This is a genomic window from Oceanobacillus profundus (assembly GCF_003515705.1).
Lineage (GTDB): Bacteria > Bacillota > Bacilli > Bacillales > Amphibacillaceae > Oceanobacillus > Oceanobacillus profundus.
The window spans coordinates 107,148-121,182 of record NZ_QWEH01000004.1 but is presented as its reverse complement, the minus strand read 5'-3'; the positions used below and the strand labels follow the sequence as shown (position 1 = coordinate 121,182).

Here is a 14,035-nt window from a genome sequence, read left to right as displayed (position 1 = left end):
TTATAGCTTTACATTCGAGGAAAATCAAGTACTAGATAAATCATTTATTAAAATAATAAGGAAAAGGAAAATTGCTAATTGGTTCGAAATCCACTTTTTCTTGGAAAACATTAATTACCGTTAATGTTTTCGGTTCTGCCGGATCATCGCCATAAATTTTTAGCTTTTCAGGTGCCATTGCAATTAGTGGCGCAAGATTAAATTCATTGTCATGCAGGCCAACAATATAGAGTGGCTCCTGTTTCATTAAAACCCGTAGCTCTATGTTTGTCATCTGCTTCCCATTTTGTTTAAAAAAGGCAAAGTCACTTCCTTGTAATATATGAATAACTGGTAAACCTGGTTCTTTCTTCTCCACATATGCCCGAAGCATGTCCACAAACGCTTGATGGTCTTCTTCTCGCCTGAATTCATCAATTGCTAAGCCAACAAAATAAATAAGTTTATCCTTAAATGGTTTCAAACGGAAATTCACGATGGAATCAAAGTGAATAACAAAACTCTCTTTTAAGCTTTCAGTAAATAAAGACTTTAAAAATGCATGATGATTTTTGTTCTCTCGAAGCCGCTTACTTTCTTCATCCTCACCAGTTATAATCCAATAGGTCAGATCATGAATTCGCTCAATCTCTTCATTGTTCGTATAATAGTAGTGCTCCTGAATAATTCGATTTACCATTGTACGTAACCGGTGAGTCATAAACACATTTGCCATTGTATCTGTAATGGCATCCATCAATTCCTTTGTAGCTACATGCTCCTTAAACTGCAGATGATTCCCCCACTTATCATCTGTTTTCCAATTCAACTCAATTTGTTTATGACTGCGAAATAAATGTTCACAAAAGCTAATTACTTCTTTGTCTGATTCAAAATATACCTCCAGCAATCAATATCACCCTCATCCACGACCAAACTGTTACATTATATGGACAAACAATTGAAAAAATGAATAAATTATAAAATTTAAAACTGGAATCTTTATAATGTGGCTCAGTGGAACAAAGCGGAACTTTATTTTATCATTTGGAAATTAGTAGATGATGAATTTTGATTTTTTTGGAGTTTAAAAGTTAGTGACAAAAAACATTTAGTAAAATCAGTTGGTGAACTTATCGTAAGAACCGCCATTATACCCTTCATTTAATACAGATATTGAATGATTTAGACTAGTTATTAGCTCGTATTGGATTTTCGAAGGCATAAAATTGATTGTGGAGATATAATTCTTATCTGTAGAGGAGGAAAGTATTGTGAAGAGCTATAATGTATACATAGGTTTGGACACTAAAAATGGAAAATCAGATAAAAATACTATGAGAAAAAAAGAAAAAGAAACAAAATGAGATATCACAAAAGTACAGTGTTAATCCTCAACTATTAAGCAGATGTAGAACTGAATATTCGGATACATACCGACCGTCTTAGACAAAGAATCTACGAAATAAAAAACTTAAGCAAAAACACGAAGTTGAAAAAGAAGAACTAATTAATCAATTTACAAAAGGGGTTCCAGCTTAAAAAACCAGAAGCCCTTTAAAAAATCTACCACATTTCACTTTATACAAATATCACCGAAATGCCAACCTTATATTAAGGCGATTTCGCCAATCATTCTGACACAAGAAAATATTTTATTTTAAAAGGTAATTGCTCCAACCATTTAAATCAAACAAACATGAACATTCAAGATTTTAATAATGTCCAAGTGTTCCCATTTTCCTAGCTCTTTTGTTAGCTAGACGAAAAGTAAATACTCCTACTCCTAACCAAATTATCAAATTAATACAACTCCACCAAAACAATAAACTTGTTTCTAAAAGGGAAGAATCATTAATTATCATTTCCTTAAGCAGTCCAACCATTGGGGCAAAAGGTACGATAATAGCTACCAATGACCAGTTACCACCAAAGTCAGTGAAAGGTGTCATGATTACAAACAAAAGGGCAAATTGAATCATATTTAAAAATTGATCAGTCCTTTTGAATATTATTGTCATGCTGGCAACTATATAACCTATTCCTATTGCAATACCAACAGCCATTAGGAGAGGAATTAAATTCATGATTGAAAGACTTAAATAATGACCCGTCAATACCATAATAAAAACCACAACAATTAAGATAAAAAACATTAAATATACTAAGTTAGCCAAGTTTCTTACAAAGAGTACTGTTGTTGCACCTAAAGGACTAAGAAAAACTTGTTCTAAGTTACCATTTTTAGACTCCTCGGAGATAGTATAGCCCATACTTCCAATCGCATCTAACACCAATACCCACATAACATAACCGATGACTACACCAGATAGTCTATCTCCGAATACTTCTCCTCCAGTAATATACTTCCCTCCCAAAAATAGACCGTAAAAAATTACAACCACTAAAAACACTTGGCTGATAAACTCCGTAGGATAGCGTTTAAACTCAATAATATTTCTGCGAAATTCAGCAATGAACGCGTGTAAAATCATTATTATAACCTCTCTAATCTCTTAATTCTTTTGATTACTTGTATAGAATCTAAAAACAGTTGCCAAGTCTGCACTGTCTTTTTCCACACGTAGTATTGAATATGGTTCTAATAAATCAATAATTTCATAAGGCGTTTGTGCATCTGTTAAGACAACTTTAAATGTTGATAAATTTATATACTCAGGCCTATATTTACTTAATAGCTCCCTTTTTTCGCTTGGTATCTCCAAAACATATTCAAATATATAAGTCTCACCACTACTAAATTGCTTTAGAACATTTTTAGTAAAACCTTGTTTGATTATTTGCCCATTGTTAATAATAGCAACACTATCTGATAATCGTTCTGCCACATCCATTTGATGTGTTGTTAGTAAAATACCTACTTCTTGCTCTTTAGCAAGAACCTCTAACAATGACTGAATACGATCCGAAGCCTCCAAATCTAATCCCAATGTTGGCTCATCCAAAAGCAATAACGATGGGGAGTGAATAAGCGCCGTACATATAGCAACCTGTTGTTGCATCCCACGGCTTAACTGTTGTACAGTACTATTTAGCTTACTCTCTAAACCAAAGGCACTCATTAGTTCTTTGCCTCTTTGCAATGTCTTTAAACGGGATACTCCCTTAATTCCTCCCCAATACTCAAAGTTTTCCAATGGTGTAAGACGCCAGTATAAATTTCTGCTTCCTTCTAGGACAGCGCCTATATCCTTAAGAGCAAAACGTCCTTTATTAATAACGCTTTTTCCATTAATTCGTATGTCACCGTAGTCGGGGTGAATTAGGCCTGCAATCATTTTAATTGTAGTTGTTTTCCCAGCACCGTTCGGGCCCAGAAATGCAGTGATGTTTCTTGATTCTAATCTAAAATCTATTGATTTCACTGCTTCTACAATGTTATTTTTCACTTTATAACTTTTTTTTATTTTTTCCACTTCTAGTAGCATATCGATCCTCCTGATCCACTTAAAGCTTTTATACTGCGAAAACTAGAAAGAATATAATCCAATAACTATGGTTCACTACTTATTGCTTGTTATTTTCTTGTTAATTTTATTTATAGTAGTTAGTTTGGAGCGAGTCCACCAATCACTTAATTGATAAAGCCCTTGTGTTTCTAAATCCTCGCAAATAGTAGTAGAAGTTGTTAGTAATCGGGATAAACTATCGCCTATAAGTTGTATAAAACTTTCGTCTTTCTTTAATGTTTGTATCAATATTGAAGGATCCCTTACACTATAAATCGATGCGAGGTGTTGAGTCCAATGAGTCCAATGATGTTTATGTAAATCATCTTTCCAATCAATAATATCATCAAACATCTGATTCACCAAAGCCATCTTTTGCAATGTACGTATCCATTGATTAGAACTCACCTCGTCAATTATCCCTACTATGTAGGGAACTATCTCCCAACTAGCTACTTTGTCAATGACGAAAGTATGATATTCTTGATCATTTAACGGGTGAATTGTTACTGAATCAATATTGAGTTCATTTTTTCTATATATTTCCTCCTTTTTTGCTACACTAAAGGTTCTATCTAACAAATTTTCTAATTGTTCATACACTGAGCTACCAAATTTTATTGATAAATCTCTATTAATAACTGAAAGACAGTGAAAACATTTTAATAAGTCTGATGATACGGGTTGTTGTTCGTCCAAAAAGTTATCTAATAAAAACATTTGCTGTGATAATAGATGACTTAAACAAAATAAATCACCATACTTACGGGGATTTTTTGAATCCTTAATAAAAAAATATGGAAATAATGAATATGGCGTGATTCTAAGTTCATAATTCAATCTATGTTTTTGAAATGCTTCTTTTTCTTTTTCTCGAACAATTTTATAGACTTCTTCCGGAAACATATGGTTCATGTACATCCATCCATTCAATTTACAATTCAATAATTAAGTGCATTATACATTGTAGCTAAAGTAAAAATACCGTTGTCTTTTACTATTGTACCTTTAAAATGTGATAATTCATCAGCAGATGGCACCTTCATTCTAGCTCTACCAGACAAGTTAACGCGATAATCTGAATTATTTATAAAGCTTTCAATTGCATCCGTATACAAAATTGATTGTTCATATCCAAGTGTTTTTAGTGTAATCATAATACAAGATGTAGCAAAGGGTTCGAACTCTTTTTTACCCCATCCACCATTTATCAATTGTGTTTCACTTATGTAACTTATAATCTTATGCTTGTAATAATTAGATATATCGCCCTCAAGCGCAAGTACAGCAACCATTGTAGGATAGTACCAGTCTTTCCACCAATAGTCCCACCAAACTCCATCAGAAAAATTATTCATTATAAATGTTTCCATTTTTCCTTTTTTCTTGTCTGATAAGACTGATTTTAATGCAATAAGTGTATTACATGAGGTTGATAAATGTTCCTGTAACCAGCCTCTATAGATATTTAAAGGAGCTTTTGGAAAATATTTATTATTGTCATTAAAAGCTAATAACAGGTCACGTTCAATATAGGTGGAGACTCCCCCGCTCTCTCTAATATGTTGTTCTAAAAAATCTATATCCTTATTTTTAACGTTTTCAATACTCATTCCAGCAATAACTATGGCTGTTGAATCAGCATCAGCTACCACATTTGAATTAAATCCCCAACCACCTTGAATTCTTGAACTCTTCAATAAATAACTTTCTGACTTTCTGGCTTTTATTTTTTTTGGTAAAGCATTTAATACATAACCAGTTATCCATTCAGTTGCAATTCCAACTGTTAGTTCAAAATCTTTATAAACACCATCTTCTTCTAATGAATATATATCGTTTATAATTTTTTCACGAAAGGTTGAAATTTTCTTATTCAATTTAGTCCACACCCTATATAGTAATTATTAATATTTTTCAACATGAGCATTTGGAGATTTTAAGAGATCCTCATATTTTAGTGAAGCGTACAGGAATAAGACACATTATGCTCTAGCAGAAAAAGATCTTCCTTTTCATTGTTTTATTCATTTACAAAATATATTTTACTAACCACTATACTGCGTCTATTTAGATGCAACCTATGCATGATACAAGTGTCCTTAGAGGCTGTATACATCGCATCTACTATGTCTATCAATTCGTCTGAGATGAGTTATGGGGGTGGCTTTTACCCTCTGTCTTTGATTTCATTTAGAAGTTCTTGCCAGTTGTAGGCTGATCAGTGCGGGTCCAATGATTTATGCCAAGACCTCCTTTAAACTATCCTCACTAATCGGCAATTGCGATTTTTACATGTATCTACCTAAATTGTCTCATTCACGTCTCGTAATATTACAGATAATGTTTGCACAGAAGTTCGCCAAGAAATCTGTGTCGATTTTAGAAGCATTTATTAATCAGAAGATGTAGAATTTGCTCAAGCATCTTTAGACTCTATGAAAAATGGAAAAAGTCGTATAGTAACGTCAACAAATCTTTACGTTTATTTATTGATGTTTACAGCTTTCCGAAGGCCATTGAGAAAAGCATCTACTCAATGGATTTAATCGTCATTCAACAAACAACAAGAAATAAACCAAACGCAAGTAACAAATTCCAAACGTAGAGTCGTTAGAATGTTTCTTAGTATCGTAGTTCGAAAAGCAAGCCCAATACTTTGTGAAATACTACCAAATTCTCTTTAAAAATTGCTCAAGCATCTAACGAAAAATGTTTGAAATACTAGATTCGTAAATCACACCGCCAATGCAGGATTTTGAAGTCAAATATAATGTTTAAATCGTTAATATTTCATTCGAATTTCACTAAAATTTGAATAACAAACGTCATATAAATATGACGTTTGTTATTCATCCATTATCAAGTCCACTCAACCTTGATTTTATCATCTTTTACAGGCCCTGCATTAAGCTCATCCATCATATTTAATACCTCGGAAACTTTATTGTGGTCTTGTTCAGAACCAATTATGTTTATATCTTCCTTCATATCTTTTACCCCCTTTCTCTTATTTTTTAGGATATTTTAATGTAAATTCTAGTTGTCTTAATAGCTATTATATCAGCCTAAACTACTAGTTAACAATTGGGAAATATCGACGTTATTCGACACATTTTGATAGGCTTTATTCTGATAAATTACATTATTTTTCTTATTACAGGAAACTTTAATAGTTTAGGCTATCTTGCGAGGCGAAATTTCATATAAATAGTTATGTCTTCAGGCCAACTAGGAGCACACTTACCATACCAAAGAACTAGAATCACTTATTAATAAGGTAGGTTCAATATTGTATAGATGAAGATATAGATAGATTTCTTAATAGTATTCAGATAGTAAGTCACTTAAACGAGCACCTGTTCAAGCTAACAATACTAAAAAACTGGCGCAAATTATATTCATTATGTATTGGTAAAAATTTAACAACTTTTAAACATATTAAGTCAGATATATTTCCCATGTATAATAACAAATTATAGACATAAATTAGGTATATATTGAAATTTTACTCATCAAAATCAGGTTATAGAGAAAGACATCTTAAAACGTATTTTTTAATGATAACCAACATTGGAAAACTTTTAATTGACAAATACGAGGGTAAAACAATAGTCTTTACCAATAATCGGAAGAAATAACGACAAATTATGGTTATAATCAAAACCACCAGTGTGAACTGATGGTTTGTTCTGCGGCTGAAAGCCTCTTTTGACGGTCTCGGCCAAAAAAGCCCACTAAGCGGTTCCCCCTTATGCACCCCATCTACTCACTGATTCTAAAGAATCTCTTATCTTTTCTTATTTTTTCTCCGGTAAATGGATACAACTCTTCGAATAACTCTAATTGATCCTCTGTATAATCTTCTCTTATGTAATTTCTCTTCTATTTATTTCTTATGCCTTCCCAATATATCGCCATAGAATCCCCGACACCAGAATTTGCGATTTAACCACTCTTTCTTATTTAATATCCCATAAATTGAGATATACTCAACTCCGGCGGGATGCTCACAAACATATGAATATGATTTCGACATGCATTTGCTTCGTGAATATTTACATCGTTTCTCTCACGTAGTTCTCTTAATATTTCCCCTATACTTTGTTTTATATTTTCCATATATAATTTGTCTTCTGTATCTGGTGCAAACACAATGTGATACTTATGTTTGTATGCACTAAACTTAAACTGTTCTTGTCCTGCATTGTTACATGCCTCCTTCTTCTATTTGAAGTGGTCGTCGGGAAACCAACTATTGCTTTACCACGAAGAGAGGTTTTTTATACCTCGCTGTAAGTTCTATGGAATCCCCGACATAACTAGTATTTTTCAAAAGACACAAAAAATACCACAATGACGAGCACTGTGGTAGAGCCAAATTTTCATTTTCCTAGACTTCAAAAGCGCCGATTTGGCCCATCCATTTTCACAGGTTTACTCACCTGTCTAATACGTTCTATAATTCTGCCTGCTTTTACCGATTCTACTCCACTTTTGGTTGTGGCTAACTGTAATTCCAATTGTTCTAGGTCATAATTCGACGTAAAGAATACAGGTAGTCGCTCCATCATACGGTATTGAAGAACCGAACCGAGAATTTCATCACGGAACCAAGCCGATTGCAGCTCTGCACCTATATCATCGAGCATCAGCACATCTGCTTTCTTAAAATAATCAATTTTCTCGTTTGTCGAGTCATCTTTAAAAGAAGCTTTTATTTCTCGAACAAATTCTGGCATGTAGATAAGTGTTGACGATAAACCAAGCTTTTTCAATTCATTGGCGAGAGCACCTAATAAATATGTTTTTCCTACGCCAAACTGACCGTGAAAATATAGACCTTTGCTTGGAAGCTTTGTTTTTGCTTGATCTAGAAAGTCAAGCAACTCTGCAATAGCCTCAATTCTACTCTCATCATTGATAATATCTACCATTGAAGCTTGAAGTATTTCTTTAGGAACATGCAAACTTTGAATCAATTTTTGCTGTTCCCGTTCCTTCTCATACATAACCCTGCTATGACACTTTTCATAAGATAGTCTAATTTCATCTTTTTCCACATGTAAAATTGGCGAATAGCCAGGAACCATATTTTTACATGATCCATATGAAGCACATTGGTCACACTGTTTTGATTGTGTTGTATATTCATAAAGTTTAATAAGGCTTTTATTAATCTCTTCTTGTGACAGATTGGGATGAAGGGAGAGAAACTCCTTGATTTCAGGGTCATTCAGTACTTCATTTCTTATTTTGACATAATTATCTTTAAAGCTTTCATTCTTTTGCATCCATGCCTTTAATGTGGATTGTATTGGTTTCAATGCCATCATCCTAACACTACATAAATTTAATTCCCATTGGAGTATTGTCTAAGTCGGGCAGCAATTCGCTTCTGTTCTTCTGTCATCACGACGTTTTGATTTGCTGCTGGTTGTGTTTCTTGCTTATGCTTTCTATCTTTAAACCAATCTGGTATTACTTCCTTGGAAACCGGCTTTTTGTTATAAGCAGTTTTACGTTTTACAGCATTTTGGAAGCTTGCTTGCTCCTTCTTCGCAAAAACCATTGCCTCTTTAGCAGTTTGAATATTCGCTCGCGACCAGTGGCTAGCAATTTTTTCAAGGTATGCCTTTGATAATTTCATGTTCGTCTGTAGCAGTACATAATGAATGAGTACATTCATTACAGGACCAGGCAGACCCTGAGTTGTCATAACATCACGAATAGCTTTCATATCCTGTTCAGAGGCATGATTTCCATTCGATAAATCTTCTAAAAGCTGTTTCGGTGACATCGTCTCTAATCTTTCGACGAGGATTTCCTCTTTAGTTTTCGGTTTATCCGAAATCTGCTTTGTTTCTGAGACGTCAACTTTTTTGGCAAGTCGGATTGGTTTTTGGTTATTTTTTGCCTTAAACAAATCATGACAAGCAGTTTTAAATTCTTCTGTATCCAATCGATTTTCATCGTTTAGCGCCCAAAGTAAAGACTTGTCGATTTCATGCGTATCTAATTCGTATAAAACCATCATTTGCGAAATCAAACGACGATTTTCCGTGGTTAATACTTTTGCATGAGGAACCATTCGTTGTTTCAGCATTTGTTCAATCCAAGTAAAATCAGTTGTTTCCGTATCTTCCTTAGGTTCTGCTCCCCTATTATCATCCACTTCTAATATTTCTGCAGATGGCGTAAAGGTTTGAAATACTTCACTAAAGGCAGCTGTAATATTTACACCATATCCTGGTGTTGTTTGCCTTCCATAATAGTTTTTCAACAGCTCGAATTTTTGATCGCCTAAATGATGATACAGTAGCTGAGAAAGCATCGCATCTTTAAAAAAATTACTTGGCGCAAATGGGCTCTGTAATTCATATGTATATAAATCACTCGACTCCCAATTTTGCTTATAGGTTTTCAGCAAACCTATCCCCTCTAGTTTCAATCGAGCTTGAAAGATTTCATCTAAAGGAAGGTCCAAGTAATTCATTAACGTATGATGTGTCTGTGGAGCTTGTTCCTGATTTAAATCGATGTCATGCAAAAGGGTTTGATACAGTGCTACCGCCTTTATACCAAGCAATGGCTGATACAGATGGGTCAATGATTTGGCATAGTCTACCGGCAACGTTTCTTTTTGTGATACGATATAGCCGTCCACCGGCAAGATTTGTCCAATAAAATTCATGTTTCACACACCTCTATACTCACAAATAAGTAACTTATAGCTAACCCTTGTTTTTATCCGTATTAATAATATCCTTTAATTCATCTAAAAAGACGGTAATGTCCTTAAATTGCCTATATACCGAAGCAAACCGAACATAGGAAACTTCATCAACCTTAGCTAATCTCTCCATTACTAGTTCACCAATTTCATGACTGGATACTTCGGACATGCCTGAATTACGCATCTCTCTTTCTACATCTAAAGCCAAGGCCTCCATTGTTTCTAATGGCACTGGTCGTTTCTCACATGCTCTAATAAGACCTCGTGTTAGCTTTTCACGGGAAAATTCCTGTCTTGCTCCATCTTTTTTGACGACAATTAGTGGAAGTTCTTCGACCCGTTCAAATGTAGTAAAGCGAAAACCACATTTCTCACATTCTCTGCGTCTTCTAATGGATCTTCCCTCTTCAATTGGTCGGGAATCTAAAACCTTTGTATTCTTATTTTGGCAATTCGAACATCGCATTTTCGTTCAACCCCATTCGTCCGTTCATTCACGCTCTTCGATACTTATCGTCGATTAAGGGCAATTCCGTATTCACCTTTTCATATAGCTGTGCAATTACTTTCGTACTATATCCTAAATCAAATGGCATAATCGATTCAGTCGTAACTGAAAAATCAATTGCTGTATGAAATGGTCTTACCATAATCACAGTTGCCACAATAAATACCTTTTTTCCCTTCGTGCGGTTTACACTTATTTCCCCGTGTTCCTGAGAAATTGCATTTACTTCATATGTTCCATGATTACCGAAATAGTTCTCTAATATCGCAAGTGCTTTTTCCTTCGTTGTCTTATAATAATGCGTTCGTAAAGCTGGATCAAAATGAGCCTCAGCTGTTTCCGCATGATTACTAAAATACTTTTTCAACGTATTGCCAATCGACATTTTTCGCACCCCAACCTGTAAGTTTTCTATTTGAACGTGTTTGTAGTACATTCTATTTTAACATGTTTTATATAATTCCACTAGTTGAACTCAAAAAGCGTATGGAAAGAAAGTCATTAACGATATTTTTTTAAAGCTATGAAAATAAAAGATTGTATATAAATCGATTTTCTCATAAATAACATCTAGTAAAATTTTATTTTACACGATGAAACTTTACAATCAAGTCCTAGCTTATGATTTCAACCTAAAAAAACCCGCTTCAACTTGAGAAGCGGGTGTTAACATTTTTTATGAAATTTTAACTTCTCGTTGATATAAATAGCTTCCAACATATTTTGTTAAGTCAAGTACCCTTTTCGAATATCCCCACTCATTATCATACCAAGCAATTATTTTTATTTTATTCTCACCCATAACAATTGTTGATAATCCATCAACAATTGCTGAGTAATCGGTAGTTGTATAGTCTATCGATACAAGCGGGTCCTCAGAATAGTGAACAATCCCTTTTAATTCGTTTTCTGCAGCTTCTTTAAAAGCTTGATTTACTTCCTCTGCCGTAACAGCAGTATGCACATCGACAACCAAATCAACAAGTGATACATTCGGTGTTGGTACACGTAAAGCCATACCATGTAATCTGCCCTTTAAATGTGGTAACACCTCGCTTAATGCTTTTGCTGCCCCTGTAGTTGTTGGAATTATCGATTGTGTGCATGCACGTGCACGGCGCAGATCCTTATGTGGGTTATCCAAGTTGTTCTGATCTCCTGTAAAAGCATGTACAGTCGTCATTAATCCATTATCGATTGAAAACTTGTCGTCTAACACTTTCACAATTGGTGCAAGACAGTTTGTTGTACAAGAGGCATTGGAAATAATGTCATCCTCGTCAGGCATATATGCTGCCTCATTTACACCAATTACAATCGTTTTATCCACCTGTTTTCCTGGCGCTGTTATGACAACCTTTCTTGCTCCTGCTTTCAAGTGCAGTCCAGCACTTTCCTTTGTTTTGAACTTTCCTGTTGCTTCAATGACGACGTCAATATCCAAAGCTTTCCATGGAAGCTTTTCTGGTTCTCGAGAATTTACAAGCGTTACTTTTTTTCCGTTTACTTCAATCCCGTCATGAAGCGCTTCGACTTCCCCATCAAAAATTCCGTGAATACTGTCATACTTAATAAGATGTGCGAGTGTCTCAGGAGGATAGCTTGCATTGACAGCGACTACATCCAATTGATTATCTGCAATTGCTTGACGAAATACCATACGCCCGATTCTACCAAATCCTGTTATGGCCACACGAGTTTTGTTCATAAGAAACTTATTCCTCCCATATATGTTATACTTTTAATCTATTTTATATTAAATAGTATATCACATTATAACGCAATTGTGTCGCACAATTTCCCTGTTTTTTAAATATATTTCTGCATTTATGCTATTGTCTTGAACACTAAAACCCGGAAAATGGCTGTCCATTTCCCGGGCTTCTCTGTTAACGTATGTTCCACAAACTTAAAAGGTTTTTCAACTGCTCACGAGATTGTGCTATCGTTCCATTGTTATCAATGACAGCATCGGCTAACTTAGCCTTCTCTTTTATTGAAAGCTGGGAATTAATTCGCTCTCTCGCCTCTTCCTCTGTGAGCTCGTTACGTTTCATTAATCTTTCCAATTGAACAGCTTCATCCACAGCTACAACAATCGTACGATCAACAACTTTCGAATAGTCCCCTTCAAATAATAAAGGTACATCAAGCACGACACATTGTTCTCCCGCTTTAATATGAGCATCTTTCCGCTCGAAGATTCTTTCACGGATTGCTGGATGAATAATGCTATTAAGGAGCTTACGCTTTGCTTCATCTTTAAAAATAAGCGAGCCTAGTGCTTTTCGGTCGAGCGTCTGATTGGGAAGCAAAATTGATTCTCCAAAGACTTTTACAACCCGCTCATATGCTTCTTCACCGGGATTTACGACCTCTCTTGCAATTTTATCCGCATCGACTACTGGTATCTCGAAGTCTTTAAACATTTGTGAGACAGTGCTCTTTCCTGTTGCAATACTTCCTGTTAGACCAATAACCATTGCCACTTTTTTTCACCTCTTACAGCTTCTGACATGACGTACATATATGGGTTCCTCGCCCACCAATTTTCATTTTCGTAATCGTGTTACTGCAATTTTTACAAGCTTTATTTTCCTGTCCATAGACGTATAATTCTTGCTGGAACATTCCCATATCGCCCTGACCATTTACATAGGAACGTATAGTTGTGCCGCCTGCTCGAACAGCTTCTTCAAGTGTATTGATTGCTTGCTCGCGAATTGCTTTTACTTCTTTCTTCGATAGCTTGCTTGCCCTTTTTAATGGGTGGACACCGGCTCTGAATAAGGTTTCATCCACATATATATTACCAAGCCCGGTGACAATGGTTTGATCTAATAATGTTGATTTAATATAGCGATCTGTTTTTTTTAACTTTTGATAGAAATAATCCAATGAAAATGCTTCATCGAACGGTTCTGGTCCGAGCTGATTCAACGGTTTATTCAAAAACTCTTTTCCTCTAGGATAGACATGCATCGTACCAAATTTCCGTACGTCATTGTACCGGAGCTCTTCTCCATTCGTAAAACGGAAAGTAACATGGGTATGTTTTTTTATTGGTTCACTTGAATCGTATACACTATATTTCCCTTCCATACGTAGATGGGAAACAAGTACAACATCATCAAAGTAAAACATTAAGAACTTTCCTTTTCTTGAAAGCTCACGAATCGTTTGTCCTTGCAGCAAGGTTTTAAAATGCTCGGTATCATTTGGTTCTTTAATAATATTTGGCCATTGTATATCTATCGTGTCAATCGTTTTATCTAATACAAATCGTTTGAGTGTATTTTTTATTGTTTCTACTTCTGGTAATTCTGGCATCTCGCTGTTTCT

General features: G+C 34.8%; 14 protein-coding genes. All 14 read right to left on the bottom strand.

Annotation, left to right across the window (positions count from 1 at the left end; translation table 11 throughout):
• Positions 1 to 40 precede the first annotated feature (40 nt).
• Positions 41 to 889: a putative sporulation protein YtxC gene (ytxC, locus tag D1B32_RS07895; RefSeq protein WP_118889052.1), complete on the bottom strand. Its 849-nt coding sequence runs from the start codon at positions 887 to 889 to the stop codon at positions 41 to 43.
• Positions 890 to 1,694: 805 nt separating this feature from the next.
• Complete coding sequence (locus D1B32_RS07890; protein WP_095307293.1) at positions 1,695 to 2,474, bottom strand: hypothetical protein; 780 nt, start codon at positions 2,472 to 2,474, stop codon at positions 1,695 to 1,697.
• A 21-nt stretch (positions 2,475 to 2,495) separates the two neighbouring features.
• On the bottom strand, positions 2,496 to 3,428 hold the full coding sequence (locus D1B32_RS07885) for an ABC transporter ATP-binding protein (protein WP_118889051.1): 933 nt from the start codon (positions 3,426 to 3,428) through the stop codon (positions 2,496 to 2,498).
• A gap of 75 nt (positions 3,429 to 3,503) precedes the next feature.
• A complete protein-coding gene (locus D1B32_RS07880) occupies positions 3,504 to 4,364 on the bottom strand; it encodes a hypothetical protein (RefSeq protein WP_095307296.1) in 861 nt (286 codons plus the stop codon).
• Positions 4,365 to 4,390: 26 nt separating this feature from the next.
• On the bottom strand, positions 4,391 to 5,329 hold the full coding sequence (locus tag D1B32_RS07875; protein WP_095307297.1) for a prenyltransferase/squalene oxidase repeat-containing protein: 939 nt from the start codon (positions 5,327 to 5,329) through the stop codon (positions 4,391 to 4,393).
• Positions 5,330 to 6,311: 982 nt separating this feature from the next.
• Positions 6,312 to 6,440, bottom strand: a complete 129-nt coding sequence (locus D1B32_RS24430) for a hypothetical protein (RefSeq protein ID WP_262366389.1) — start codon at positions 6,438 to 6,440, stop codon at positions 6,312 to 6,314.
• A 975-nt stretch (positions 6,441 to 7,415) separates the two neighbouring features.
• Positions 7,416 to 7,604 carry a transposase gene (locus D1B32_RS24585; protein WP_379602426.1) on the bottom strand — a complete coding sequence of 63 codons (189 nt, stop codon included), beginning with the start codon at positions 7,602 to 7,604 and terminating at the stop codon, positions 7,416 to 7,418.
• Positions 7,605 to 7,849: 245 nt separating this feature from the next.
• Positions 7,850 to 8,776: a primosomal protein DnaI gene (gene dnaI / locus D1B32_RS07865; protein ID WP_118889049.1), complete on the bottom strand. Its 927-nt coding sequence runs from the start codon at positions 8,774 to 8,776 to the stop codon at positions 7,850 to 7,852.
• 26 nt (positions 8,777 to 8,802) lie between these two features.
• On the bottom strand, positions 8,803 to 10,143 hold the full coding sequence (locus D1B32_RS07860; protein ID WP_095307301.1) for a replication initiation and membrane attachment family protein: 1,341 nt from the start codon (positions 10,141 to 10,143) through the stop codon (positions 8,803 to 8,805).
• A 40-nt stretch (positions 10,144 to 10,183) separates the two neighbouring features.
• Positions 10,184 to 10,651 (bottom strand): transcriptional regulator NrdR, encoded by a 468-nt coding sequence (nrdR, locus tag D1B32_RS07855; protein WP_095307302.1) that lies wholly within the window; start codon positions 10,649 to 10,651, stop codon positions 10,184 to 10,186.
• A gap of 28 nt (positions 10,652 to 10,679) precedes the next feature.
• The gene (locus D1B32_RS07850) at positions 10,680 to 11,078 is read right to left on the bottom strand and encodes a cytosolic protein (RefSeq protein WP_095307303.1); all 399 of its coding nucleotides are present in this window, start codon (positions 11,076 to 11,078) and stop codon (positions 10,680 to 10,682) included.
• A gap of 291 nt (positions 11,079 to 11,369) precedes the next feature.
• Entirely contained in the window at positions 11,370 to 12,401 is a 1,032-nt protein-coding gene (locus D1B32_RS07845; protein WP_118889048.1) for a glyceraldehyde-3-phosphate dehydrogenase, read from the bottom strand.
• Positions 12,402 to 12,582: 181 nt separating this feature from the next.
• Positions 12,583 to 13,182: a dephospho-CoA kinase gene (gene coaE / locus D1B32_RS07840; RefSeq protein WP_095307306.1), complete on the bottom strand. Its 600-nt coding sequence runs from the start codon at positions 13,180 to 13,182 to the stop codon at positions 12,583 to 12,585.
• 13 nt (positions 13,183 to 13,195) lie between these two features.
• Positions 13,196 to 14,023 carry a DNA-formamidopyrimidine glycosylase gene (gene mutM, locus D1B32_RS07835; RefSeq protein WP_095307307.1) on the bottom strand — a complete coding sequence of 276 codons (828 nt, stop codon included), beginning with the start codon at positions 14,021 to 14,023 and terminating at the stop codon, positions 13,196 to 13,198.
• Positions 14,024 to 14,035: the final 12 nt, after the last annotated feature.

Coding starts and splice junctions, on each gene's coding strand:
- D1B32_RS07890 (WP_095307293.1), bottom strand. CDS start 2,474: ATGATTTTACACGCGTTCATTGCTGAATTTCGCAGAAATATTATTGAG.
- D1B32_RS07885 (WP_118889051.1), bottom strand. CDS start 3,428: ATGCTACTAGAAGTGGAAAAAATAAAAAAAAGTTATAAAGTGAAAAAT.
- D1B32_RS07880 (WP_095307296.1), bottom strand. CDS start 4,364: ATGAACCATATGTTTCCGGAAGAAGTCTATAAAATTGTTCGAGAAAAA.
- D1B32_RS24430 (WP_262366389.1), bottom strand. CDS start 6,440: ATGAAGGAAGATATAAACATAATTGGTTCTGAACAAGACCACAATAAA.
- D1B32_RS07860 (WP_095307301.1), bottom strand. CDS start 10,143: ATGAATTTTATTGGACAAATCTTGCCGGTGGACGGCTATATCGTATCA.
- nrdR (WP_095307302.1), bottom strand. CDS start 10,651: ATGCGATGTTCGAATTGCCAAAATAAGAATACAAAGGTTTTAGATTCC.
- D1B32_RS07850 (WP_095307303.1), bottom strand. CDS start 11,078: ATGTCGATTGGCAATACGTTGAAAAAGTATTTTAGTAATCATGCGGAA.
- D1B32_RS07845 (WP_118889048.1), bottom strand. CDS start 12,401: ATGAACAAAACTCGTGTGGCCATAACAGGATTTGGTAGAATCGGGCGT.
- mutM (WP_095307307.1), bottom strand. CDS start 14,023: ATGCCAGAATTACCAGAAGTAGAAACAATAAAAAATACACTCAAACGA.